This window comes from Sphingomicrobium aquimarinum (genome assembly GCF_039655735.1).
In the GTDB taxonomy this organism is placed as follows: Bacteria; Pseudomonadota; Alphaproteobacteria; order Sphingomonadales; family Sphingomonadaceae; genus Sphingomicrobium; species Sphingomicrobium aquimarinum.
Map to the genome: position 1 here is coordinate 581,257 of NZ_JBBYXH010000001.1, position 25,255 is coordinate 606,511.

24 protein-coding genes are annotated in these 25,255 nt (G+C 64.9%); 12 read left to right on the forward strand and 12 right to left on the reverse strand.

The annotated features are described in order from the left end of the window. On the reverse strand, positions 1-1,353 hold the full coding sequence (locus WJS89_RS03000; RefSeq protein ID WP_346339442.1) for a pilus assembly protein TadG-related protein: 1,353 nt from the start codon (positions 1,351-1,353) through the stop codon (positions 1-3). Positions 1,354-1,583: 230 nt separating this feature from the next. Between WJS89_RS03000 and WJS89_RS03005 the strand changes: the two genes are divergently transcribed. From WJS89_RS03005 to WJS89_RS03020, 4 genes are read left to right on the forward strand one after another with little or no spacing between them, the layout of a single operon-like run. Next, entirely contained in the window at positions 1,584-2,783 is a 1,200-nt protein-coding gene (locus WJS89_RS03005; RefSeq protein ID WP_346339443.1) for a toxic anion resistance protein, read from the forward strand. Then, on the forward strand, positions 2,780-3,547 hold the full coding sequence (locus WJS89_RS03010) for a hypothetical protein (RefSeq protein WP_346339444.1): 768 nt from the start codon (positions 2,780-2,782) through the stop codon (positions 3,545-3,547). The genes WJS89_RS03005 and WJS89_RS03010 overlap by 4 nt, the downstream gene beginning before the upstream one ends. 20 nt (positions 3,548-3,567) lie before the next feature. Then, positions 3,568-4,899, forward strand: a complete 1,332-nt coding sequence (locus WJS89_RS03015; RefSeq protein WP_346339445.1) for a TrkH family potassium uptake protein — start codon at positions 3,568-3,570, stop codon at positions 4,897-4,899. Beyond that, a complete protein-coding gene (locus tag WJS89_RS03020; protein WP_346339446.1) occupies positions 4,892-5,551 on the forward strand; it encodes a potassium channel family protein in 660 nt (219 codons plus the stop codon). Before WJS89_RS03015 ends, WJS89_RS03020 begins: the two co-directional genes overlap by 8 nt. A gap of 3 nt (positions 5,552-5,554) precedes the next feature. On the opposite strand, the gene WJS89_RS03025 is transcribed toward WJS89_RS03020, so the two are convergent. Genes WJS89_RS03025 through pgi form a run of 4 tightly spaced genes read right to left on the reverse strand, consistent with a single transcriptional unit; the run spans position 5,555 to position 11,215 of the window. Continuing rightward, entirely contained in the window at positions 5,555-6,769 is a 1,215-nt protein-coding gene (locus WJS89_RS03025) for a CaiB/BaiF CoA transferase family protein (protein WP_346339447.1), read from the reverse strand. Next, a complete protein-coding gene (locus WJS89_RS03030; protein ID WP_346339448.1) occupies positions 6,766-8,352 on the reverse strand; it encodes a phytoene desaturase family protein in 1,587 nt (528 codons plus the stop codon). Before WJS89_RS03030 ends, WJS89_RS03025 begins: the two co-directional genes overlap by 4 nt. After that, positions 8,352-9,704, reverse strand: coding sequence for a glutathione-disulfide reductase (gene gorA / locus WJS89_RS03035; RefSeq protein ID WP_346339449.1), 1,353 nt, complete (start codon positions 9,702-9,704; stop codon positions 8,352-8,354). Before gorA ends, WJS89_RS03030 begins: the two co-directional genes overlap by 1 nt. Further along, the gene (gene pgi / locus WJS89_RS03040) at positions 9,701-11,215 is read right to left on the reverse strand and encodes a glucose-6-phosphate isomerase (protein ID WP_346339450.1); all 1,515 of its coding nucleotides are present in this window, start codon (positions 11,213-11,215) and stop codon (positions 9,701-9,703) included. The genes gorA and pgi overlap by 4 nt, the downstream gene beginning before the upstream one ends. A gap of 78 nt (positions 11,216-11,293) precedes the next feature. Between pgi and lepB the strand changes: the two genes are divergently transcribed. Genes lepB through WJS89_RS03060 form a run of 4 tightly spaced genes read left to right on the forward strand, consistent with a single transcriptional unit; the run spans position 11,294 to position 15,575 of the window. Continuing rightward, positions 11,294-12,151, forward strand: a complete 858-nt coding sequence (lepB, locus tag WJS89_RS03045) for a signal peptidase I (RefSeq protein ID WP_346339451.1) — start codon at positions 11,294-11,296, stop codon at positions 12,149-12,151. Then, complete coding sequence (gene rnc, locus WJS89_RS03050) at positions 12,141-12,830, forward strand: ribonuclease III (protein WP_346339452.1); 690 nt, start codon at positions 12,141-12,143, stop codon at positions 12,828-12,830. Before lepB ends, rnc begins: the two co-directional genes overlap by 11 nt. Then, positions 12,827-13,720, forward strand: coding sequence for a GTPase Era (gene era, locus WJS89_RS03055; protein WP_346339453.1), 894 nt, complete (start codon positions 12,827-12,829; stop codon positions 13,718-13,720). The genes rnc and era overlap by 4 nt, the downstream gene beginning before the upstream one ends. Before the next feature lie 46 nt (positions 13,721-13,766). Continuing rightward, positions 13,767-15,575 (forward strand): SLC13 family permease, encoded by a 1,809-nt coding sequence (locus WJS89_RS03060; RefSeq protein ID WP_346339454.1) that lies wholly within the window; start codon positions 13,767-13,769, stop codon positions 15,573-15,575. Between the two features lie 17 nt (positions 15,576-15,592). On the opposite strand, the gene WJS89_RS03065 is transcribed toward WJS89_RS03060, so the two are convergent. Further along, complete coding sequence (locus WJS89_RS03065) at positions 15,593-16,294, reverse strand: NAD-dependent deacylase (protein WP_346339455.1); 702 nt, start codon at positions 16,292-16,294, stop codon at positions 15,593-15,595. Positions 16,295-16,386: 92 nt separating this feature from the next. On the opposite strand from WJS89_RS03065, the gene WJS89_RS03070 reads away from it, so the two are divergent. From WJS89_RS03070 to WJS89_RS03085, 4 genes are all read left to right on the forward strand, one after another. Then, positions 16,387-16,782, forward strand: a complete 396-nt coding sequence (locus tag WJS89_RS03070; protein WP_346339456.1) for an acyl-CoA thioesterase — start codon at positions 16,387-16,389, stop codon at positions 16,780-16,782. A gap of 37 nt (positions 16,783-16,819) precedes the next feature. Next, complete coding sequence (dapB, locus tag WJS89_RS03075) at positions 16,820-17,512, forward strand: 4-hydroxy-tetrahydrodipicolinate reductase (protein ID WP_346339457.1); 693 nt, start codon at positions 16,820-16,822, stop codon at positions 17,510-17,512. Continuing rightward, the gene (gene nth / locus WJS89_RS03080; protein ID WP_346339458.1) at positions 17,509-18,156 is read left to right on the forward strand and encodes an endonuclease III; all 648 of its coding nucleotides are present in this window, start codon (positions 17,509-17,511) and stop codon (positions 18,154-18,156) included. The genes dapB and nth overlap by 4 nt, the downstream gene beginning before the upstream one ends. A gap of 90 nt (positions 18,157-18,246) precedes the next feature. Further along, a complete protein-coding gene (locus WJS89_RS03085) occupies positions 18,247-18,615 on the forward strand; it encodes a hypothetical protein (protein ID WP_346339459.1) in 369 nt (122 codons plus the stop codon). On the opposite strand, the gene alr is transcribed toward WJS89_RS03085, so the two are convergent. Genes alr through phaR form a run of 6 tightly spaced genes read right to left on the reverse strand, consistent with a single transcriptional unit; the run spans position 18,612 to position 25,187 of the window. Then, complete coding sequence (alr, locus tag WJS89_RS03090; protein WP_346339460.1) at positions 18,612-19,652, reverse strand: alanine racemase; 1,041 nt, start codon at positions 19,650-19,652, stop codon at positions 18,612-18,614. The genes WJS89_RS03085 and alr overlap by 4 nt on opposite strands. After that, complete coding sequence (locus tag WJS89_RS03095) at positions 19,649-20,863, reverse strand: bifunctional alpha/beta hydrolase/OsmC family protein (protein WP_346339461.1); 1,215 nt, start codon at positions 20,861-20,863, stop codon at positions 19,649-19,651. The genes alr and WJS89_RS03095 overlap by 4 nt, the downstream gene beginning before the upstream one ends. A 29-nt stretch (positions 20,864-20,892) precedes the next feature. Next, complete coding sequence (gene glmS / locus WJS89_RS03100) at positions 20,893-22,716, reverse strand: glutamine--fructose-6-phosphate transaminase (isomerizing) (protein ID WP_346339462.1); 1,824 nt, start codon at positions 22,714-22,716, stop codon at positions 20,893-20,895. Continuing rightward, positions 22,717-24,066 (reverse strand): bifunctional UDP-N-acetylglucosamine diphosphorylase/glucosamine-1-phosphate N-acetyltransferase GlmU, encoded by a 1,350-nt coding sequence (gene glmU, locus WJS89_RS03105; protein ID WP_346339463.1) that lies wholly within the window; start codon positions 24,064-24,066, stop codon positions 22,717-22,719. Between the two features lie 43 nt (positions 24,067-24,109). After that, entirely contained in the window at positions 24,110-24,631 is a 522-nt protein-coding gene (locus tag WJS89_RS03110) for a hypothetical protein (protein WP_346339464.1), read from the reverse strand. A 55-nt stretch (positions 24,632-24,686) separates the two neighbouring features. Further along, positions 24,687-25,187, reverse strand: coding sequence for a polyhydroxyalkanoate synthesis repressor PhaR (phaR, locus tag WJS89_RS03115; RefSeq protein WP_346339465.1), 501 nt, complete (start codon positions 25,185-25,187; stop codon positions 24,687-24,689). Positions 25,188-25,255: the final 68 nt, after the last annotated feature.

Sequence of the window (25,255 nt, forward strand, 5' to 3'; positions counted from 1 at the left end):
TCAGGCCACCAGCCGGATGATCTGGCCGCCCTGGAAGCCCTTGGGCCCGTTCGAACCGCATACCGAGGCGTCGGAGGTGAACTTGTTGCTGGTCGTGTTGTTGCCCGAGAAGGTGATCCGCCGCGCGACGAACAGGGTGCAGATCGCCGTGGACGTCCCGTTGCCGTTATATTCCAGCCCCTGGTTCGGGAAATAGAGGGCGCCGTGCACCTTGCTCGTGGAGTTGCCGTTGATCTTGTTGGGCGTCTGGCTGTTGATGTTCACCGCACGCCGATCCTGATAGATGGCAATGTCCTTGAAAGTGCCGCTTTCGGGTGCCTTGAGATCGAGCAGCCCGCTGGCATTCATCGTGAATTTCCCGATGGTCGCGTTGGCGGCAGTGCTCGAATTGGTCAGCACGATCGTGACGTTGGTGCCGGTGAGCGTGCCCTGGATGTTCGCATCGCCGCCATTGATGTAATAGGTACCCGCCGGAAGGTTGAGCGTCTTGCCCGACCCTACGCTGAGCGAGGAGAAGCAGGTCGTCTTCTTGCCGCCATTGGCGGTGTCCGACGCGCTGAAGTCGTAGGTCTCGTCGAGCGCGGGCGCGGTCGAGATCGTCGTATTCTGACCGCCGCGGACGACGACCTTGGACGTGGAGCAGTCCATGTCGGACGCGCTCGGGGAGACGCCGGCGTAAGGATCCTTCTGCTGGCGGACGTAGGGATCGTATTTCTCGACCTGCCAGTTGTCCGATTCCTTGATGCCCCCGACAGAGGCAATCACGGTTGCCTTCATCTTGACGTTGCCTTTGGCGATCGCGGAGTTGGACGCCACCGAATTGGTGATCATCCCGCAGTCCATCTCGACGCCCGCGTTGCCCGATCCGGTGATCCCGGTGATCGGCTGTGATTCAAGACTGACGACGCAATATTCGTCGGTTCCGGGCGTACTCGCAGCGGTGGCGCCTGCCTCGATCAAGGGCGGGTTCCGCATGAACATGCCGCTGAACGACAGCCTGCGCTCGATGGCGAGTTCCACGCGCACGGGAATCGACTGGTCGCCTGTCGCCGCGGGCATCGTGACCTTGGGATAGCCCGTTGAGAGAGCGATCCCGGTATTGTTGTTGAGCGAAAGATCTTCGGTCACCGCCGCCTCGACCTTGGTCTGGTTGGCACCAACCTGGACGCGCTCGTATACCCCTGCGATCGCCGCCGAGTCCGCCGCGCGCTGCAACTGGCGTTTCCACAGCGTCCACTGCACCGTGTCGGTCGCGAGACCCGCCGTACCGATCAGCAGCGGCATCGTCGCCGCCATGATGACCAGCACGTTCCCGCGGTCGTCGTTCCAGACCTTGTCCCACATCTTGCGCATGCAACCTGTCTCCCGGCATTTGCCCATTTGACAGCGATGTAGCCACATGATGGTGTGCGAACCGTTCAGGGGCGTGGTTAACGGTTCGTTACATTCCGCCCCGCTTGAAGCGCCGTCGTATCCGTCTTACATTTCTAACACACAAGTTCGCTCTTGCGTCGGTGCGTGCGGGTGGTTCACCCTCGTCGGCGCGCCGCAGCAGGGGCACGCGATTGAGGAAAGAGGACAGGATGGCTACCGACACCGCCGAAACCACCACAAAGATCAAGCTCGACCCGCCCGATGCGCTGCAGCCGATCGCGGTCGAGCAGGCGGCAGGCCTCGTCCCGCTGAAGCAGGAGGAAAAGACCCAGCTGCAGACCAAGGTCACGACCTTCGTCGAAGAGCTTGCGGCGCTCGATGCCAACAGCCCCGAATTCGGCGCAAAGGTCGACCAGCTAACCGCGATGGGACGCAAGGAAATCCAGGAAGCCGCCGGTGCCTCCAACCGCTTTCTCGACCGCCCGACCAAGGCGATCGACGCCGACACGGGCATTGGCGCGGACCTCACCAAGCTCCGCCAGACCGTCGAGGAGCTGGACCCGAGCGAGAACAGCAAGATGTTCACCGGTCGCAAGCTGTTGGGCATCATTCCCTTCGGCAAGCGCGTGAACCGCTATTTCGACAAGTATCGCTCCGCCCAGAGCCATATCAGCGCGATCCTCGAGCGGCTCGGCAACGGCAAGGACGAACTGTTGATGGACAATGCCGCCATCGACACCGAGCGCGCGAACCTGTGGAAGACGATGCACAAGCTCGAGCAGATGATCCACATTTCGAAACAGCTCGACAAGGAGCTGGAGGACAAGGCGAACGATCTCGACGCGACCGATCCCGCCAAGGCCAAGGCGATCCGCGAGAGCGCGCTCTTCTACACCCGCCAACGCACGCAGGATCTGCTCACGCAGATGGCGGTCACCGTGCAGGGCTATCTCGCGCTCGATCTCGTCAAGAAGAACAATGTCGAGCTGGTGAAGGGCGTCGATCGCGCTTCGACCACCACCGTCGCGGCGCTCCGAACGGCCGTCACCGTCGCGCAGGCGATGAGCAACCAGAAGCTCGTTCTGCAGCAGATCACGGCGTTGAACACCACCACGGCCGGCATGATCGACAGCACGGGCGAACTCCTGAAGGCCAACACCGCGCAGATCCACGAACAGGCCGCCAACAGCACCATCCCGCTGGAAACGCTGCAGCGCGCCTTCCAGAATATCTATGACACGATGGACCAGATCGACCAGTTCAAGCTGCAGGCGCTGGGCAACATGAAGCAGACGGTCGACGTGCTGGAGAACGAGGTCGACAAATCGAAGGGCTATATCGCAAGGGCCGAAGGGGTCGAACAGGCCAAGATCGCCAGGCAGCCCTCGCCCTTCGAAGCGATCGAATGACGGTCGAAACCGAAATTGCCGCTGTCGAGCGGCGGGTTCGCGAACTCGAGCGGGTGCCGCAAATCCGCGCGCGCACCGATCGTGCGATCGATCGCGCGGACCGCGTCATGGGCACTCTCGGCCCGACGCGCTCCCGCGACCTCGAAGCCATGGGGCGCACGTTCGCCGATGCGATGCTGCGCGCTGGGCTTGCGATTGGTGTGGTGAGCCTCGTCACCATCGGCATCGGCCTGTTCATGCCGATCGGGCTCTTCGGTTTTCTTGCCGCCGTCGGCATCGCCATCGGACTCGCCGCGCTCGCGGTCTTCTTCCCGCGTGAGACTGGTGCGGCGATGGGGGAGATCTCGGAAAAGATCGGCGGCCTTCAGCTCGTCAAGCGCTTCGACCAGTTCCTGATGCGGGCGCGTCGCGATCTGCCGAATGCCGCGCGCGCCGAACTCGACGCGCTGCGGCAGCAGGTGAAGGGCATGGGCGATCTGCTGGAGCGCTCGGAAGGCGAACCCGAGGCCGCCGACGCGCGGCGTTTGATGTCGAAACATCTGCCGCTCCTCATCGAGCATTACGAGCAAGTCCCCCGCGACTTTCGCGACACGCGCGACAACGAAGGGCTGACGGTCGAGCAAAGGCTCGTCGACGGCCTGCGCTCGGGCCGCCGCGCCCTCGACGAAATCGGCGAGAGCCTGTCGAAGAAGCATGTCGATGCGCTCGAAACGCAAGGCCGCTTCCTCAAGAACCGATACGGGTCTAACAACGCGCTCGACTAGAGGCTGCGGGACATCTCGATTTGCGATTCGACTGGCGGCACCCGACGCGGCTCGTCCCGCTCGCGTTCTTCGCGACCATCGTGATCGGCACTCTCCTCCTGAGCCTGCCTGTCGCCCGCGTGGGCGCCGGCGGTGCCCCGCTCATCACGGCGCTGTTCACGTCTACCTCAGCGGTCGCGGTCACCGGGCTCATCACCGTCGACACGCCGACCTACTGGACGGGTTTCGGGCAGGCCGTGATCCTCTGCCTGTTCCAGATCGGCGGGTTCGGCGTGATGACGGCAGCGACGCTCCTTGGCCTCGTCGCGGGGCGCGGGATCCGGCTGCGCCAACGTCTGCTCACGTCGACCGAGCGCAGTCGCATTGAGCGCGGCGATGTCGCAAGTGTCCTCAAACTGGTCCTCGTCATCACCCTGATCGTCGAGCTGCTGCTCGCCGCCTGGCTCGCCATCCGCCTCCACACGGAGCATGGCGAACCCCTTGGCCAAGCAGCGTGGAACGGTCTCTTCCACGCCGTCAGCGCGTTCAACAATGCGGGCTTCTCGACCTATTCCGACAGTCTCATGGGCCTCAACAGCGATGCCCTGTTTCTCGTCCCCATCATGCTCGCCATCGTCGTCTCGGCGCTCGGCTTTCCCGTTTTCCAGGATGTTCGCGAGTTCGGCGGACGGTGGGACCGCTATTCGCTCCACAGCAAGATCACCATCTCGGGAACCATCCTGCTGCTCATCGTGGGCTTTGCGAACATGGCGATCGCGGAATGGAACAATCCGGCCACGCTCGGGTCGATGGATGTCGGCGCCAAACTGCTCAACGCGGCCTTCCATTCGGTGACGCCGCGCACCGCGGGCTTCAACAGCATCGATGTGGGAGCGATGAACATGGAAGCGCTGGCCGTCACTTCGCTGCTGATGTTCATCGGCGGGGGCAGCGCGGGGACGGCGGGAGGGATCAAGATCACCACCTTCTTCCTCTTGGGCATCATCACATGGTCCGAGATCCGCGGACAGCGCGACGCGACCATCTTCGGACGGCGCGTGGGGCAGCATATCGAACGCCAGGCGCTGGCACTCGTCCTCCTCGCGCTCGCCCTGATCGGGATCGCGACGATCGCGATCCTGGGCATGACGCGACTACAGCTTCACGAAGTGCTCTTCGAAACCGTGTCGGCGTTCGCGACGGTCGGGCTTTCGACCGGCATCACCGCGGACCTGCCGCCGCTCGCGCTCCTGATCCTCATCGTCCTGATGTTCGTCGGACGCGTCGGAACCATCACGATCGCAACCGCGCTTGCGCTGGGTGCCGGGCGTGTCCCTTACCGCTATCCCGAAGAGGAGCCGATCATTGGCTAGGAATTCCAAACCCATCATCGTCATCGGCTTGGGACGCTTCGGCGCTTCGGTCGGGCGCTCGTTGATGCGCATGGGTCACGAGGTGCTCGGCATCGACCTGTCGCCGGTGCTGGTGCAGGAGAGCGCTTCGCTCTTCACCCATGTCGTCGAGGCCGACGCTACCGACCACGCCACCCTGAAGCGTCTCGGCGCGGGCGACTGCGGGTCGGCGGTGGTCGGGATCGGCACCGACATGGAGGCGAGCCTTCTCGCGACCATGGCGCTGTCCGACCTCAAGGTTCCCAACATCTGGGCGAAAGCCACGAGCGAGCGGCACGGGCGCATCCTCGAAAGCGTCGGCGCGCACCACGTCGTCTATCCCGAAGCGCGCATGGGCGAGCGGGTCGCGCATATGGTCGGCGGCAAGATGGTCGACTATATCGAATTCGACGACGAGTTCGCGATTGCCTACACCCGCGCGCCCGCCTCCTGCGCCGGGATGACGCTCGATGCCTCGGCCGTGCGCACCCGCCACGGCGTGACCATCGTTGGCATCAAACGTCCTCGACAGGACTTTACGTACGCACGTCCTGAAACGGTGATCGAGAATGGCGACCTGGTTGTGGTGGCGGGCCGAATCGACCTCGTCGAGAAATTCGCGGCCGTCGACTGAGGCTCAGCCGACAACGCCCTTCGCACGCAGCGCCGCGATCGCTTCCTCGTCGAGCCATGGAGCCAGTACCGCATCCGTATGCTCGCCCAGCCCCGGGGGCGGCGCGACCGCATCTTCCCGCACCCCGTCGATCCGCACGGGCGAGCCCACCATCGGTACGGCCCCAAGTGAACCCGACCCGCGCTCCTGGCGCGCGCCGCGATACACGGCCTGCGGGTCGGCGAGCGCCTCGGACACCGAATTGATCGGCCCCGCCGGAATGCCGGCTTCAAGGAGCCTGTCCATCCATTCGCTCGCAGGGCGGTCCGCGATCACGGCACCGACCTTGGCGACGATCGCCTCGCGATGCGCCACACGCGCCGCATTGGTCGCAAATCGTTCGTCCTCGGCCCATTCTGAATGCCCGCAGATCGTCGCCAGCCGCTTGAACTGGCGATCGTTGCCGACCGCGATCACCAGCGGCTGATCCGCCGCCTGGAAGGGTTGGTAGGGAACGATATTGGGATGGCTGTTGCCCTGCCGGACGGGGTCCACGCCCGACACCATCGCGTTCGACGCCTGGTTCGCCAGCACCGCAAGCTGCGTATCGAACAGGCTCAGGTCGAGATGCGCCCCCTCGCCCGTCTCCGCACGCGCCAGCAGCGCCGCCTGGATCGCATTGGCGGCGTACAATCCGGTGAACAGGTCCGCGATGGCGACGCCGACGCGTAGCGGACCGCCATTTTCGGCGTCGTCGGGCAATCCCGTCAGGCTCATCATCCCGCCCATCGCCTGGATGATATAATCGTAGCCCGCCCGCTCGGCGTAGGGGCCGTCCTGCCCGAAGCCGGTGATCGAACAATAGACGAGCCCGGGGTTGGCCTTGCGCAGGCTCGGCGCATCGAGTCCGTATTTCTTCAATCCCCCGACCCGATAATTCTCGACCAGCACATCCGCCTCGCCCGCCATCCGGCGCAGCAGCGCGGCGCCCTCGGATTGCGAAAAATCGAGCGCGAGGCTCTTCTTGCCGCGGTTGGCGGCGAGGAAATAGGCCGCGACCCGCTCGCTCCCCGCATCGTGCCACGGCGGCCCCCAGTGACGGGTATCGTCGCCCGCGCCCGGCTTCTCGACCTTGAGGACTTCGGCCCCCAGATCGGCGAGCAACTGGGTGCACCACGGGCCCGCAAGCACGCGGCTGAGGTCGAGTATCTTGATGCCCTTGAGCGGCTGCATGCTCATGCCGCCTTCCTCCATCGTTTCCGGTCGCGCCATACCGCACGCGCCGCATTATGCCCGGGCGCGCCCGTCACGCCGCCGCCCGGATGCGCGCCCGAGCCGCATAGGTAAAGCCCGTCCAGCGGCATCCGGTATGCCGGATCGCCCAGTCGCGGGCGGGCGGAGAAAATCTGGTCGAGCGTCATCTTTCCGTGAAAGATATCGCCACCGATCAGTCCGAACCGCGCCTCGAGGTCGGTGGGCGAATGAATCTGCCTCCCGATGACGCTTTGCGCAAACCCCGGCGCATAGCTGTCGACGCAGGCGATGATGTGATCCGCAGCCTTCTCGCGCTCGTCGTTCCAGGAACGCTTGCCGGGAAGCGTATAGCGGAAATGCTGGCAGAACAGGCTCGCGACATGGCCGTGCTTCGGTGCCAGGCCGGGATCGAGCGTGGAGGGCACCAGCATCTCGATTACCGGGTCGTTCGACCAGCCATCGAGCACGGCCGAGGCGTGGGCGCGGGCCATATGCTCGAGGCTGGGTGCCATGATGATCCCCGCCGTCAGCTGATTGCCGCGCCCCGGCAGGCTGGTGAAGCTGGGCAGTCGGCTGAGTGCCACGTTCATGCGGAACGTCGCGCTTTCGCAGGCCCAATGGGCAAAATGTCTGGCGGCGGGCTTGGGCAAAGCGCCGTCGGGCAGCAGATGCTCGGTCAGCAGCCGCGGATTGGCGTTGGAGACGACGGTGCGCGCACGGATCGTCTTGCCGCCGGCGACCACACCTACCGCGCGATCCTTCTCGACCAGAACCTCCTGTACCGTGGTGGAGAGACGGATATCGCCGCCAGCTTCGCGCACCGCCGCAGCCATTGCCTGCGTAATCGCCCCCATTCCGCCGATCGCATGTCCCCACGCTCCCTCGACCCCGTTCGCCTCGCCGAGAAGGTGGTGGAGCAGGACATACGCCGTCCCCGGCTCGTAGGGCGAAGCGAAATGGCCGACGATCCCGTCGAATCCGAACAGCGCTTTGGCCAATTCTCCCTCGAACCGCGCATCGAGAATGTCACCGGCGCTTTTGGTGAAGAAGGTCGCCAGGGCACGTACCTCTTCCGGATCCATCCCCGCCACGTCGCGCGCCAGCCGGAGCCATTCGGTGAGACCGGACACCTGCTTCCTCGCTTGCGGCGGCGCCTTCAGCATCCAGCGTCGCACCAGTGCCACCAGCCCGCGCAGTTCCCCCTCGTAGGCGTCATAGGCCGGCCCGTCCGCCTTGTGATGCCGCGCCAGTTCGCTGCGCGTCAGCCCGTCACGCCCGGCGAGAAGATAGGCACTGCCCCGCGTCGGCAGGAAATTGTCGGTCTTGCGTAGCACGACCCTCAATCCGTGCCGTTCCAGCTCCATGTCGCGAATGACCTTGGGCTGGAGCAGGCTGACCGTATAGCTCGCCGCGCTGTTGCGGTATCCGGGATGAAATTCGTCGGTCACCGCCGCCCCGCCGACCTTGTCCGCCGATTCCAGCAGCACGACGTCGAGGCCCTTCCGGGCAAGGTAATAGGCACAGACGAGGCCGTTATGCCCGGCCCCGATGATGACGGCGTCGTGCATCAGCGCATCAGAACCAGTTCTTCCGCCATTGTCGGGTGCAACGCGACCGTCTCGTCGAACTGCGCCTTGGTCAGTCCCGCCTTCACCGCCACCGCCGCGGCCTGGAGGATCTCGGGACTCTCGGGGCCGATCATGTGGATGCCGACGATCCGGTCGGTGTTGGCATCGGTAATGATCTTGTAGAGCGAGCGCTCGTTGCGATTGGCGAGCACGTTCTTCATCGCGCGAAAATCGCTGGTGTACGTCTTGTAGGCGCCGCCCAATTTGTCGCGCGCCTGACTTTCCGTCATGCCGACCGCCGCGATCGGCGGATGCGAGTAGACCGCGCTCGGCACGCAGCCGTAATCGACCGTTCGATCCTGCCCGTCGAACAGATTGTCGGCGACGCAATGGCCTTCGCGGATGGCGATCGGCGTAAGCTGCATCCGGTCGGTGACGTCGCCGACGGCATAGATATGGTCGACACTGGTCTTCGAATGATCATCGACCTTGATCGCGCCGTCGTCGTCGAGGTCGACCCCCGCCGCGTCCAGTCCCAAGTCTTCCGTATTGGGCACGCGTCCAACGGCGAAGAGCACCTGGTCGACCACGATATCCTCGCAGTCCGACATATGCAGCTTGATGCAGCCGTCCTCCTGTTTCTCGATCTTGGTGGGGCGCGTGTTGAATTCGAAATGGATGCCCTTGGTGATCGAAATCTGCAGCAATCGGTCGCGCAGTTGCTCGTCATAGCCGCGCAGGATGGTGTCGCCGCGATTGATGATCGTCACCTTGGAGCCGAACTCGTGGAAGATGCCCGCGAATTCATTAGCGATATAGCCGCCCCCCGCGATGGCGATCCGCTCGGGAAGCTTTTCCAGCTTGAAGACGTCGTTCGAGACGATCGCATGCTCCTTGCAGCCTTCGATCTCGGGCATCCGCGGGCGCGCGCCGACGGCGATGAGGATGTATTTGGCGGTCACGGTCTTGCCGTCGACCTCGATTTCGTGGCCGCCCTTCAGCCGCGCGCGGCAATCGAAGATCTCGACGTCGTTGCCATCGAGCGTATCGCGGTACAGCCCCTCCAGCCGATCGACCTCGCTCGCCACATTGTCGCGCAGCTTCTCCCAACTGAATTCGGGCTCGTCGATGTTCCAGCCGAACCGCTGGCAGTCTTCGAGATCCTCCGCGAACTGGGCGCCGTAGACGAGAAGCTTCTTGGGCACGCAGCCACGAATGACGCAGGTGCCACCGACACGATATTCCTCGGCGATGGCCACCTTGGCGCCGTGCGCGGCGGCGATGCGCGAGGCGCGCACCCCGCCCGATCCCGCACCAATCACGAACAGGTCATAGTCGTACGCGTCACTCATAGTCCGGCCTTTTCGATCAGCATCTTGGTGGAAGCATCCATGTCGCCCCGCGTCTCGGGATCGTCGACCGCGCGTGCCATGTCCTTGCCCAGTTCCACCCCGAACTGGTCGTACGGATTGAGCCCGAGCAATGTTGCCTCGACGAAGGTGCGATGTTCGTAGAACGCGATGAGCGCCCCCAGTCGCTCGGGCGCGAGCTTGTCGATCAGGATCGTCGTGGAGGGACGATCGCCGGGATAGCTTCTTGCCGCCTCTTCGGCATCGCGTCCGGCCATCAGCGCCGCGCCCTGTGCAAAGGCGTTGAGCAGGAGCTGCCGATGCTGGCGCGGATCCTGGCTATCCTCGTTCTCGATCACCGCGAGAAACTCGACCGGCACCAGATGGCTGCCTTGGTGCAACAGTTGGAAGACCGCGTGCTGGGCGTCGGTCCCCACCCCGCCCCACAAGATCGCCGAGGTAGGATGGTCAATCAGGGCGCCGTCCACGCCGACGCTCTTGCCGTTGCTCTCCATCACCAGCTGCTGGAGGTAGAGGGGCAGCAACCGCAACCGCTCGTCATAGGCGAAGGTGGCGCGCGTTTCGGCGCGCCGGTTCTGGGTGTAGTAGAGGTCGACGAATGCGGCCATGACGGGAGCATTCTGCGCCAATGGCTTCAGCTTGAAATGCCGGTCCATCGCCGCCGCCCCTTCGAGCAGTTCCTCGAACTTGTCGAACCCCAGCGCGACGGCGATCGACACGCCCACTGCGCTCCACAGCGAATAGCGTCCTCCCACGCTGTCGGCGAACGGCAGGATGCGGGTCTCGTCCACGCCATGCTCGATCGCCTTTTCGGGATTCGCCGTGACCGCGATGACGCGCCCGTAAGGGTCTTCGACGCCGGCGCCTTCGAGCCAGTCGATCGCCGCGCCCATGTTGGTCAGCGTCTCGATGGTCGTGAAGCTCTTCGACACCGCCACCACCAGCGTCGTTTCCGGATCGAGCCCGATCAACGCTTCGTCCATCGCCTCGCCGTCGACATTGGCCACGAAGCGCAAGTCGATATTGGCCCCGTCGCGCCCCAGCGCATCGACCACGAGCGCTGGCCCCAGCACCGAGCCGCCGATCCCGATGTGGACGATGGCGTCGATCTCGCCGAATGCCTCGCCCTCGATCGCGTCGATCAGGCTGCGCATCCGCTGGCGCAGCTTGGCGGCGACCTCGTTGTCCTCGCTCGCTCCTTCGCCGCGTTCGGCGACATGCGTGGCGCTGCGCCCCTCGGTGAAGTTGACCGCCTCACCCGCGAACAGCGCCTTGCGCGCGCCTTCCAGATCCGCCGCCCGCGCCGCTTCCTCGAACAATTCCACCAGATCGGCATCGAGATGTGTCTTGGAAAAGTCGAATGTCAGCCCTTGGTCCTCGATCACCATCCGCTTCAAGCGGTCGGGTTCGGCGTCGAACAGCGCGCCCAGCGGCGGCCCTTCATAATTGGCGATGGCGTCGAGCGCGGCGGTGCGGGGAGAGGTGTCGGTCATCGGCTCCCCTACTAACGGTGCAGCCATCAAAAGCCATCCCCGCTTGACGCCGCCGATCATGACGGGAAAAGGACGGCCATGACCGACGCCGACACGACCACGCCTGCTCCGAAGAAGGAGAAGAAGGAAAAGAAGGAAGAGAGCCTCGGCTCGATCCTGCGCTTCGTCATCGGCCTGGCCCTGTTCGCCTGGGTGCTGCGCAGCTTCATCGTCGCGCCTTTCTCGATCCCCTCGGGCTCGATGCTGCCCTCGATGCTGATCGGCGATCACCTGTTCGTATCGAAGTGGCCCTACGGCTATTCGAAATACAGCTTCCCCCTGGGCATCCCGAGTTTCGAAGGGCGGATTCTCGCGGGCGAACCCGAACGGGGCGACGTGGTGGTCTTCCGCAGTCCGGGCGATACGAGCGTCGATGTCGTCAAGCGCGTCATCGGGGTGCCGGGCGACCGCATCGAAGTGCGCGGCGGCCGCGTCATTCTCAACGGCGAACTTCTTCCCCGCGAGCGTCTCGAACGCGATTTCGCGATGACGATCAGTCCTAACAGCCCCTGCCGCGTCGTGCCGGGCGGAAGCAAGTTCGAGCAACCGGGCGCCAACGGCGAGCAATTGTGCCTCTACCCGGCGTTTCTCGAAACACTGCCTGGCGGCCACACCTACAGGGTGCTCGACCAGCGCACCGGCAGCCCCGGCGACGATCGCGCGCCGGTGACGGTGCCCGAAGGTGCCTATTTCGTGATGGGCGACAACCGCGACGACAGCCTCGACAGCCGTTTCCAGCCCGCCATCGGCGGCATGGGGCTGGTTCCCTACGAGAATATCGTCGGCCGCGCCGAGTTCAACTACTGGTCGAGCGATGGCAGCGCCAACTGGTTTCTGCCCTGGACCTGGTTCTCCGCCGCGCGCTGGGAACGGATCGGAATGGGTTATGGCGGATAGCGATCCCGTCGCCGCCTTCGTCCGCGAAACCTTGAACCACGCCCCGCGCGATCCCGACCTGTTCCTCGCCGCACTCACGCACGGCAGCCACCAGTCGACGCAGAAAGGCGCCGACAGTTACGAGCGCCTCGAGTTTCTCGGCGATCGCGTGCTTGGCCTCACCGTCGCGGGCTGGCTCTACGAACGCTTCCCCGGCGAGGCGGAAGGCAAGATCGCCCGCCGCTTCAATGCCCTCGTCGCGCGCGAGACCTGCGCCGAAGTCGGTCGCGCGCTCGGCATTCCCGACTATGTTCGCCTGGGGCGCCAAGCGCGGGACGACAAGGCGCAATTCAGCGACAATATCATCGGGGATGTGGTCGAAGCCATGCTGGGCGCGCTATATCTCGAGGCGGGTCTCGATGCCTGCGACGCTTTTGTGCGCCACCACTGGAAGCCCTGGCTCGACGGCCAGCGCAAGGCCCCCGTCCACCCCAAGTCCGCGCTGCAGGAACTTGCCGCCGCCCGCCAGCTCGGAACGCCGACGTACGAATTGACCGCCACCAAGGGCCCTCCCCACAGCCCCCGCTTCACCATCCGTGCCTTCATGCGCGGCGGCCAAAGCGCCGAGGCCGATGGCGCGAGCAAGCAGGAAGCGGAAACCGCAGCTGCGGCGGCCCTATTGAAAGTCCTCGAATCATGACCACCACCTGCGGCCTCGTCGCCATTCTCGGCGCGCCCAATGCGGGCAAGTCCACGCTCGTCAATGCGCTCGTCGGCCAGAAGGTCGCGATCGTCAGCCCCAAGGCGCAGACCACGCGCACGCGCCTCATGGGCATCGCCATCCATGACGAGGCGCAGATCCTGCTCCTCGACACGCCCGGCATCTTTGCCCCCGGCCGCCGCCTCGACCGCGCGATGGTCAAGGCGGCGTGGGACGGTGCGGAAGACGCCGACCGGCTCGTCATCATGATCGACGCCTCGACGGGTATCGGCAAGCGCGACGAGATGCTGCTGGAGGGCGTCGAAACCCGGCCCGAACCCAAGATCATCGTCCTCAACAAGGTCGATATCACCAAGAAGCACAAGCTTCTCGACTTGGCGCAGACGCTCTCTGACCGTTTGTCGCCCGAGGCCGTCTTCTTCACCAGTGCGCTGGATGGCGAAGGCGTCGCCGACTTGAAGCAACATCTCGCCGACGCAATGCCGACAAGCCCTTGGCATTTCCCCGAGGACCAGCTTTCCGACGCCACCGACCGCATGATTGCCGCCGAGCTGACCCGCGAGCAGATCTACCGCCAGCTCCACCAGGAACTGCCCTACGCCTCCACCGTCGTCACCGAGCAATGGGACGATCGCGACGACGGGTCGACCGCGATCCACCAGCAGATCCGCATCGCGCGCGACAGCCAGAAGGGCATCGTACTCGGCAAGGGCGGATCGCGCCTCAAAGCCATCGGCGAAGCGGCGCGCGGCGAGATCGCCGAGCATCTGGGTCGCCCGGTCCACCTTTTCCTTCACGTCAAAGTCGATCCCAAGTGGGACGAGGACCGCGAGGTCTACGACGAAGTCGGGCTCGACTGGAAAGTCTGACGACCCTGGGCGCGCAACCAGGCGCTCCGTATGCGGTTCATCCTCGATGAGCCGCGCGCCTTTTGCTTTTCTCGATACGTATAGCGCGCCCATCGGGCTTGCGCTGCTGGTCCTTCTGTTCCTCGCCTTTCTCACCGAGCGGCGCCCGCCCGCGGTGATCGCCATCGGCGGCGCGATCGTGCTGATGCTGCTGGGCTATTTGCCCGTCGACGATATGCTCGGCGTCTTTTCCAATCCCGCCCCCATTACGATCGCAGCGATGTTCATCCTCTCCGGCGCCCTGCTGCGCACCGGCGCGCTCGAGGAAGTCACGGGCTACGTCATCCGCCGCACCGCGCGCCGCCCGCGCCTCGCTACCGCGGAAGTCGGTGGCGGCACGCTCCTCGCCTCGGCCTTCATGAACAACACGCCCGTCGTCATCGTCATGGTCCCGCTCGTCAAACGGCTGGCCAAGGCGATCGGGGTCAACGCCACGCGGCTCCTCATCCCCCTGTCGTACATCTCGATCCTTGGTGGCACGATGACGCTCATCGGCACCTCCACGAACCTGCTCGTCGACGGGGTGGCGCAGGGCGAAGGCCAGCCCGCCTTCGGCATCTTCGAGATCAGCATGGTCGGAATGGTCACCGCCGCGACCGGCCTGCTGTTTCTTGGCCTGTTCGGAAAGTCGCTGCTCCCGGATCGTCCGGAACAGGCGTTCGGCGGGGGCGAGGACAATCAACGCTATCTCTCCCAACTGCAGCTGCGCTCCGACAGTCGTTTCATCGGGCAGACCTTCGAGGGCACGCCGCTCGCCAAGCGGCAGGGGGTGCGTCTCGTCGGCATCAAGCGCGGCGGCGACATCGTCCGCGCACACGCCGAAACGCTGACGCTGCGTGCCAGCGACACGCTGATCGTCGCCGCCTCTCCCGTGGAACTCGCCTCGCTCGGTGAAGGGCGCGAATGGGGCGTCGGGCTCACCGGGCTTGGCGAAGGCGTCCGGATGCACGGTACGGAGCGCCCGCGCGACCTCAAGCTCGTCGAGGCGATGATCACCTCCTCGCATCCCATCGTGGGTCGCCAACTGGAAGAAATCCCGCTGCTTTCGCGGCTCCATGTCCGCGTCCTCGGGCTCGCCCGGCCGCGCCATCTCGCAGGGCCCGACCTCAACAGCGTGCGCGTGCGCGCCGGCGACCGCCTGCTCCTCGCCGCCGGGGCCGATGCGCAGCAGGCGCTGGAAGCCAATATCGGGCTTGCCGACGTCGGCGAGGCGCAGGTCCGTCCCTTCCTCCGCCGCAAGGCTCCACTCGCCGTCGCCGCGCTGGCGGGTGTCGTTCTCCTTGCCGCGCTATTTGGGTTGCCGATCGAGGCGCTCGCGTTGGGCGGTGTCGCGTTCGTGCTTCTCACGCGCTGTATCGAGCCCGAGGATGCCTGGGCAGCGCTCGACGGCAACACGCTCGTGCTGATCTTCGGGATGCTCGCGTTCGGCGCAGGCTTGCAGAACGCCGGAACGGTCGAACTCATCGTCGACACCCTCGCCCCCGCCCTCGCCGCCGCCTCGCCGCTCTTGTTGCTTGTCGGCATCTACGCCGTCACCAGCCTTCTGACCGAGACCGTCACCAACAATGCCGTCGCCGTGGTCATGGCCCCGCTGGTCATCGCGCTCGCGACCCAGCTGGGAACGGATCCGCGCCCGCTGATCGTCGCGGTCATGTTCGGCGCCAGCGCCAGTTTCGCAACCCCGATCGGCTACCAGACGAACACGCTCGTCTACGGCGCGGGCAATTATCGCTTCGCCGATTTTCTTCGCATCGGCCTGCCGATGAATGTCGCCGTCGGAATCGGCACCTGTTCGGCGATCACCTTTTTCTTCTAGACGCTGCGCGTGCTTGCCTAAGCCCCCACCAGCAAATCATCGACAAACGCGGGGACCAGTTCGCCCGCGCGCCCCATCCGGCTCTCGTCGAAGAAGATGCTCCCCTGGCTCGGGTCGAGATTGAGCTCGATACAGCGCGCGCCGCGATACCGTGCGCTCTGAACGAAGCCCGCGGCGGGATAGACGGCCCCCGACGTCCCGATCGAGATGAACAGGTCGGCGAGCATCAATGCGTCCTCGATCCGGTCCATCCCATAGGGGATTTCGCCGAACCAAACGATGTCCGGTCGCAGCGAGGGCCGCTCGCAATGGGGACAGGGCGGTTCGTCGATCAGCGTGGCGGGACTGTTCGAGCGCTCGCCGCACGCGGTGCATAGCGCGCTGCGAAGCTCGCCATGCATGTGCAGGAGGCGCTCGGCCCCCGCCCGCTCGTGAAGATCGTCGACATTCTGGGTAACGATCAGCAGGTCGCCGTCCCACTCCGCATCGAGCCGCGCCAGTGCCTCGTGCGCCGCGTTTGGCGATACCGCCTGCAGCGCGGCCCGCCGCGCATCGTAGAAGCGTTGGACCAGTTGAGGGTCACGCTCGAACGCTTCGGGAGTGGCGACGTCCTCGACCCGATGCCCTTCCCACAGGCCCTCGGGCCCGCGAAAGGTGGCGACGCCGCTTTCGGCGGAGATGCCGGCTCCGGTGAGGATGACGATGTTGCGCGGTTGCATCGCTGCTAAAATGTTCTGTTCTCAATGAAACTGCAACCTTTGCCAGCCATTCAGTCATTGACACGAATGTCAATAAAGGCGAGATTGTGGCCATGGTCGAGCGTACGTATCAGCACCCCATCGGGATCGAACCCGGCGACATCGACCACATGGGTCATGTCAACAATTCGGTCTATCTCAGGTGGGTTCAGGAAGCGGTCGTCGATTACTGGTCGACCATCGCCCCGCCCGACGCCGTCGCCCGCCATCTGTGGGTCGCGCTCAAGCATGAAATCGACTATCGCCGCCCGACCTTTCTCGATGACAATATCGTTGCCAATGTCGTGGCGGAAAAGATGCGCGGCGCACGCGCTTTTTTCACCACCGTGATCAAGCGCGGCGAGGATGTGGTGGCCGAGGTCAAGAGCGTGTGGTGCTGTCTCGACGCGGCGAGCCAGCGTCCGGCACGCCTCGAGGACGAGATCGTCAGCCGTTTCGTCGGCGACTAGCTTGCGCGACGGCGAGCGCGCCGTCACAACAGCGCTCATGAAGATCAAGCTGTTCGCTCCGGACGGGCGCATGGGCCGCGCCATCGCCGCCGCCACCGAAAACCTGACCGATGTCGCGCTTGTCGAGGACGGCGCAGATGTCCTCATCGACTTTTCCGCTCCCGATGCGCTCGAACGGTCGGTCGAAGATGCCAGAGGAGCCGGTTGCGCCCTTCTGGTTGGCACCACGGGCCTGGGCGACGAGCATGACGCCATGCTGACCGAAGCGAGCAAGGCGATCGCCGTCCTCAAGGCGCCGAACACCTCGATCGGCGTGGCGCTGCTCGCCGATCTGGTCGAGCGCGCGGCGCGCGTTCTGAGGCCTGAAGATTGGGACGTGGAAATCAGCGAAACGCATCACCGTCACAAGGCGGACGCACCCTCCGGTACTGCCTTGCACCTCGGCGGCGCGGCGGCGCGGGGGCGCGGCGGAAATACCATCGACGAACGGGGCCGGGACGGAACGGGCCTCGAGCGCACACAGGGCGCCATCGGCTATGCGGCCCTTCGCGGCGGCAGCGTGGCGGGCGATCATGACGTCCTGTTCCTCGGTCCGCAGGAAAGGCTGATCCTGTCGCACCGCGCCGAGGACCGCGCGATCTTCGCCCGCGGTGCGATTGCGGCGGCACGATTCCTTCAAGGGCGGAGCCCGGGTCTCTACAGCATGGCCGACGTCATCGACGCGGCATGAAGAAGGCCGAAATCTTCGACTTCTATGCGCGGCTTGCCGAAGCGAACCCCGATCCCGAAACCGAACTCGCCTACGGCAATCCCTACCAGCTCGTCGTGGCGGTGGCGTTATCGGCGCAATCGACCGACGTCGGCGTCAACAAGGCGACGCGCGCGCTATTCGACAAGGTCGAAACGCCCCAGCAGATGCTGGATCTTGGCGAGGACGCGCTGAAGAGCCACATCAGGACCCTCGGCCTGTTCAACCAGAAGGCGAAGAACGTCATCGCCGCCGCCCGCATCCTCGTCGAGGACCATGGCGGCGAGGTGCCGAAGGACCGCGCTGCCCTCGAGACGCTCCCCGGCGTCGGGCGCAAGACCGCGAATGTCGTGCTCAACGAGGCGTTCGGACAAGAGACCTTCGCAGTCGACACCCACATTTTCCGGGTCGGCAACCGGACCGGCCTGGCGCCGGGAAAGACGCCGCTCGCGGTCGAGAATAAACTCGACAAGCAGACACCCGCCCCCTTTCGCCGCGGCGCGCACCACTGGCTGATCCTGCACGGACGCTACACCTGCAAGGCGCGAAAGCCGGAGTGCTGGAAATGCGTGGTCGAGGACCTCTGCCGGTTCCGGAAGAAGACGCCCGATCCCGCAAAAACCTGAGCCGCCGAGAATGTTACAGTTTTATGCGAATTGATTGACACATTGGTGTCATATTGGTTATCAGGGACCCGAACGATCGGGAGACTGGCCATGAAACGCATCCTCGCCCTTACGGCTGCCGCAGCAGCCTTCGCCGCGCCGGCAGCGGCGCAGGACAAAGGGTTCGGCGGTCCCGATATCGCCTTCGAAGAAATGATGGCCGGTAATTATGACGCCGCAGAGCGCAAGCTGCTCCAGTCCGCACGCACCGACGTCGGGGCGCGGATCAATCTTGCCCAGGTGTTCGCCATGAAAGGCAAGGAGCGCGAGGCGCTGATCCTCCTCCGCTCGGTCAAGGACAATGACGATATCGCGCTCGAGGGTGCGGAGGGCGAAATCCTCTCGAGCCACCGGGTCGCCGACGTGCTGCTTGCGCGGATGGGAGAAAGCCCGGCCTACATGGCGTCCGCCGAGCGCTAGTCTGTCCAGGCGCGCTCGAACCGCCGACCGAGACCGGTCAGCGCCTCATATTGACTGATGTCCGCTGCCTTGGCGACCGTCGGCAGGTCGTAGTCGACCGCCACCCAGTCTCCCTCCCCCAGTCCCGGCACGTCGCTCGCGTCGATCGCGACAAGATCCATCGACACCCGGCCCAATAGCGGCAGTTCCTTCCCGTCGATCCGCGCCATCGCCTTGCCGCTCATGTTGCGCGGGAAGCCGTCGGCATAGCCGAGATTGAGGATCGCGATCGAAAGGTCGTGGTCGGCGACATAGGTCGCATTGTAGCCCACACTCTCGCCCGCCTTGACCGCGCGTCGCTGCAGCACCTGCGCCTCGATACCCACGACCGGCTCGATCACGTCGGCGAACGCGCCTGTCGGCAGTCCGCCGTAGAGCGCGATGCCGGGTCGGACCAGGTCGAACCGCCATTCCTCGCCAAGGAGGATGCCGGCCGAATTGGCGAGGCTGTACTGCTTCGCATCGACCCGTTCGCGGACGCTCCGGAAATGGTCTAGCTGGATGCGGTTCAATCGATGGTCGGGCTCGTCTGCGCAGGCGAGATGACTGTGGAGCGTGTCGATCTCCAGTCCGTCGAGCGCATCGAGTTCATGAAGCCCGAGGCCCAGTCGGTTCATGCCGGTATCGACCATGACGTCGCACGGTCGGTCGAACCCGAGGACCCGCCAGCGCCTGACCTGATCGACGCTGTTGAGGACAGGTCGCGCGGCCGAGGCCGCAATCGCCGCACCGTCGTCGGGGCCCAGACCGTGCAGCACGGCGAGGCGCGCGCCGTCTGGTAGTTCCCCGAGGTCGTCCGCTTCCATCCAGGTGGCGACGAAAAAGTCCCGCGCGCCCTCACCTGCCAGCCGCTCCATCACCTCAGGCGCACCCAGTCCGTAACCATCCGCCTTGATGGCAGCACCCGTCGCCACGCCTCCCGCCGCGTCGCGGAGCGCACGCCAGTTGTGGCGCAGCGCCCCGCCGTCGATCCGTAGCCGGAGGGGCCGGTGGGTCATTTTTCGCTCGTCGTATGGATGTGCAGGTCGCCTTCGAGCGTCCGATGCACGGGGCATCGGTCGGCGATTTCGATCAGCCGTTCGCGCTGCTCCGCCGTCAGGTCCCCTTCCATCCGGATATGCCGGTCGATCGCTTCGATCTTCGCCCCGTCCTTGTCGCAATCGATGCAATCCTGGTGATGGTCGCGGCTGTGCTCGAGTTCGATCGTGACCTTGTCGAGCGGCAGTTTCTTGCGTTCGGCGTACATCTTCATCGTCATCGAGGTGCAGGTACCAAGCGCGGCGAGCAGCAGATCGTAGGGTGTCGGCCCGTCGTCCTCGCCACCGTAGCTCTTGGGCTCGTCGGCGATGAAGCGGTGCGACCCGGTCACAACCCATTGCGCGAACTTGCCGCCCGCGGTCTCGACACGAACGGTGCCGGGCATGGCGGGCGTGTGCGCCATCTCCTCCACCGGTACGGCGTAGCGCTCGACCCATGCCGCGATGATTCCGGCCGCATAATCACCGTCGCTGTCGCGAGTGAGGAGGTGGTCGGCATCGTCGAGGCTGATATAGCTCTTGGGGTGTTTGGCCGCCTCGAAGATGGCGCGCGCATGCTCGACCCCAACCAGTTCGTCGGTCGGCGAATGCATGACGAGAATGGGGATCGACAGCGCGTGCAGCCGCTCGGACTGCAACTGGCCTGCCGTTTCCTCGATGAACCGCTTCTTCACGCAGAAATCGCGACCGCCGATGCGGACGGTCGCCTCGCCGTGGACCTCGATCTCTTCGCGCTTTTCGCCGAGATGATGGAGGACATGATCGGTGTCCGAGGGGGCTGCAATCGTCACGACAGCCTTGACGCTGGCAATCTCCGGCGCTGCGGCGATAACCGCCGCGCCGCCGAGGCTATGGCCGATGACAATCGTTGCGGGGTGGCCCGCCTCGGCCAGCGCATCGGCGGCGGCCTTGAGGTCAGCCACCTGCGTCGCGAAGCTCGAGAAATCGCCCTCCGAACCGCCCAGCCCCGCAAAGTCGAAGCGCAGGACGGCGATACCCCGCGCCGCGAGCGCCCGGGTGATGAAGGTCGCCGCGCGGCTGTCTTTTCCGCAAGTGAAGCAGTGCGCGAAGATCGCGACCGCGCGCGGTTCGCCGTAACGGGGCGTCTCCAGCCGCCCGTCGAGCATATGCCCGTCGGCGCCGGGAAAGCGAAAGGTTTCGGTCGTCTGCATCGAGCCTCCTTGGCGGCGGACGCGCTAGCCTATTCGACCGTCACGCTCTTGGCGAGATTGCGCGGCTGGTCGACATCGGTGCCCTTCTCGACCGCGACATGATAGGCGAGCAGCTGCACGGGCACCGCATAGACGAGCGGCTGGATAAGCGGATGGACCTTCGGCATCTCGATGGTCGCCACGCACCCCTCGCCTGCCGCCTCGATTCCGTCGGCATCCGAGATGAAGATGATCTTGCCGCCGCGCGCCCGCACCTCCTCCATGTTGGAGACGGTCTTCTCGAAATAAGGGCCGGAGGGCGCGAGAACGATAACGGGGACCTTGTCGTCGATGAGCGCAATCGGCCCGTGCTTCATCTCGCCCGCCGCATAGCCCTCGGCGTGGATATAGCTGATTTCCTTGAGCTTGAGCGCACCTTCCAGTGCCAGCGGATAGTCGGGACCGCGGCCAAGATAGAGCACGTCGCGCGCAGGGCTGACGAGATGCGCCATCGAGGCGATGTCGTCGTCATGGTCGAGCGCACGCTGCATCGCTTCGGGCGCCTCCTGCAGATGCTCGACGATTTCGGCTTCTTGTGCCGCGTCCATCATTCCCTTGGCGCGCGCAAGCCGCGCCGAGAAAGCGGCGAGCACGGCGAGCTGGCAGGTAAACGCCTTGGTCGAAGCAACGCCGATCTCGGGGCCCGCATGGGTCGGGAGCAGCAGGTCCGCCTCGCGCGCCATCGTGCTGGTCGGCACGTTGATCACCGCCGCGATGACCTGCCCGCATTCCTTGGCATGGCGCAGCGCGGCGAGCGTGTCGGCGGTTTCGCCCGATTGGCTGATGAACAGCGACAGTTCGCCCTTCACGAGGATGGGGTCGCGATAGCGGAATTCGCTCGCCACATCGATGTCCACCGGCACCCGCGCGAACCGTTCGATCCAGTATTTGGCGACCATTCCCGCGTAGAAGCTGGTGCCGCACGCAACGATGGTGACGCGGTTGATGGTCGAAAGCTCGAGACTGTTGTCGGGCAGCGAGATTTCGCCGTCGTAGGGGCGAACGTAGCTCTGCAGAGTCTGCGCGACCACGATCGGCTGCTCGAACATCTCCTTCTGCATGAAGTGACGGTAGTTGCCCTTTTCGACCGCACTGGCGTTGGCGCCCGAGGTGACGATCTCGCGGTCCACCGCTTCGTTGTCGGCGTCGTAGATCTGCACATGGTCGCGGGTGAGGACCGCCCAGTCGCCTTCTTCCAGATACGCGATCTGCTGCGTCCATGGCGCGAGGGCGATGGCATCGGAGCCGAGGTAGTTCTCTCCCTCGCCATAGCCGATGGTGAGCGGGCTACCGCGCCGCGCGCCGATGACGAGATCGTCATGCTCGCGGAACAGGAAGGCCATCGCGAAGGCGCCCTGCAGCCGCGAGAGAACCGCGCCGACGGCATCCTTCGGGCTCGCACCGCCCTTCAGTTCGCGCGCCACGAGATGGGCAACGACCTCGCTGTCGGTGTCCGATTGCATCTCGACACCCTCGGCGGCGAGTTCCGCACGCAAGGGTTTGAAATTCTCGATGATCCCGTTGTGGATGATCGCGACCGGCCCCGCGATGTGCGGGTGCGCGTTCTTCTCGTTGGGAGCGCCATGGGTGGCCCAGCGGGTGTGCGCGATGCCGATCCGGCCATCGAGCGGCTGCGCGTCGAGTAACGCACGCAGATTCTCGAGCTTGCCCTCCGCACGTCGACGCTGGAAATCCTCGTCGATGAGCGTGCAGATGCCGGCGCTGTCGTAGCCGCGATATTCGAGGCGCTTGAGCCCGTCGTAGAGGCGCTCGGCGACCGGCTTCTTGCCGACGATGGCGACGATCCCACACATTTACTTCTTGCCCTTCTTCGCCTGCGCGCGCTCGCGAAACCGCGCTGCCGCTCCATCGATCTGCTTCTGCTCGCCCCGCGCCACCGCGATGGCACCTTCTGCAACGTCGCGCGTCACCACGCTGCCCGCACCGACAATCGCGCCGCCGCCGATCGAAACCGGCGCGACCAGCGCGCTGTTCGATCCGATGAACGCCTCGGCGCCGATATTCGTGACCGCCTTGTTGAAGCCGTCGTAATTGCAGGTGATCGTCCCGGCGCCGATATTGGCATTCGCGCCGACGTTCGCATCGCCGAGATAGGTCAGATGATTGGCCTTGGCCCCCTCACCCAGAACGGTCTTCTTCATCTCGACGAAGTTGCCGACCTTGGACCCCGTACGCATATCCGCGCCGGGTCGCAGCCGTGCGTAGGGTCCGACCTCGCAATTCTCGCCCACGCGAGCGCCCTCAAGGTGCGAGAAAGAGCGGATCCGCGCCCCGCTTGCTACGGTCACCCCCGGGCCAAAAACGACATTGGGGTCGATCTCCACATCCTCGGCGATGTCCGTGTCCCAGCTGAAAAATACGCTCCCGGGCTGTCGCAGCGTGACACCCCCCTCCATCATTTCCTCGCGCTTGAACGCCTGCCACTGGGCTTCGGCATCGGCCAGTTCGGCGCGGCTGTTGATGCCCGTGACCTCGGCTTCGTCGGCCTTGACCACCACCGGTCGGCGGCCCTCGCGCTTGGCGATGTTGACGATATCGGGAAGGTAATATTCGCCTGCCGCATTATCATTGGTAACCTTGTCGAGCCAATCGAAGAGATGCGCGCCCTCGACCGCCATCATGCCCGAATTGCAAAGGCGACAGCGGCGCTCTTCCTCGCTCGCGTCCTTGTGCTCGACCATCTTGTCGATCGTGTCGTTGCCCATGGTAAGGATGCGGCCATAGGCCTTGGTATCGGCGGGCTCGAAGCCCAGGACGACGATGCCGGGCTTGTCGTCTCCACGCAGCCGCTCGGTCATCGAGCGCAGTGTGCTCGGTCGAACCATCGGTACATCGCCGAACAGCAGGATGACGGGACCCTCGTGACCGGCGAGCGCTTCCCGGCACTGCTGTACCGCATGTCCGGTGCCCAGCTGTTCGCGCTGCTCCGCAAAGACGATATCGCGGCCCGCAAGCCGTTCCTCGAGCTGCTCTTTCCACTGACCGACGACGACAACCGTCCTCGACACCGACAATTCGCCCGCGCTGTCGAGCAGATGCTCGATCATCGGACGTCCGGCGATCGGATGCAGAACCTTGTGGAGACGCGATTTCATGCGGGTACCCTTGCCCGCGGCAAGGATCACGATGGCTGGCTTGGTCATGGCGTCGGGCGATGGCACGGGGTGGATGTGAACGCCAGTACGATCAGCTCGCCGATCCGGACTTGCGTGACGACGCCTTTTTGGCCGGCGCCTTCTTCGCAGCCGGCTTCGCCTTGGCCTTGGACGCAGGCTTTTGCGCCGCCTTCTTCTTGGTGACGTCGGATTTGGAAACGGCACCCTTGCTGGTCGCCGCTTTCTTCGCTGGCGCAGCCGATTTGGCCGTGGCAGGCGCAGGCTTCTTCTTCGCGGGCTTGGCCTTGGGCGCGGCAGGCGGCGCGACGGGATCGTCGTCCGCATCCCAATCGCCCGACATCATCCGCTGTGCCGCATCCGCGACCGCGTCGATGATCATCGCGCCCATCCGCGTCGTTGTCGTCATCGCTTCGGTCGCCGCCTTGTTGGCCTTGTCGGCAGCCTCGAGCGTGGCTTCCTGGATCTTCTTGCGCGCCTTGGGGCTGGCGGCGAGCGCGGCGGCAGCCGCGGCGAGACCCGCAGCAATCACCTCGGGACTCATGGCGATCTTGCCGAAGTCCTTCGCGCTCTTCCTTTGCTTGTCGTCAGCCATGGGGCACCCTCCGTTTTCGTCTCTTCGACAAGACGGTTGGGGAGCCGAAACGTTCCTAGAGCTTGTCGACCTTGTCCTTCAAGGCCGCCAGTTCGGCCCGGAGCGCATCGATCTCCGCATCCTTGCGGGTCTCGCTCTTGGCCGCGCCCGGCGTGAAGGCCGTCGCCGCCTGCTGGAACATCTCCATGTTGCGCTTGGCCATGTCGGTGAGCATCGAGCCGTCGAAGGCTCCGCCCATCGCCGCCGACTGCTTCTTGAAGGCGTCCATCGCGGCCTCGAGATAAGCGGGCACGGCCGACTGCATTCCGCCACCGTAGAGGCTGATGAGCTCGCGAAGGAACGGCACCGGCAGCATCCCCCCGCCTTCGGCCTCTTCATCGACGATGATCTGGGTGAGCACCTGATGGGTGATGTCTTCGCCCGATTTGGCGTCGACGACTTCGACCTCGCGTCCGGCGCGGATCAGTTCGGACAGGTCGTCCAAAGTGATATAGCTCGAGCGATCGGTGTCGTAGAGCCGACGATTGGCGTACTTCTTGATGACGACCTTGGACATGTTGGCTCCCGATTGTTCCAATCCCGCCCTACACGCCCCCCTTCGCGCCCGCAACAAACGAACAGCGT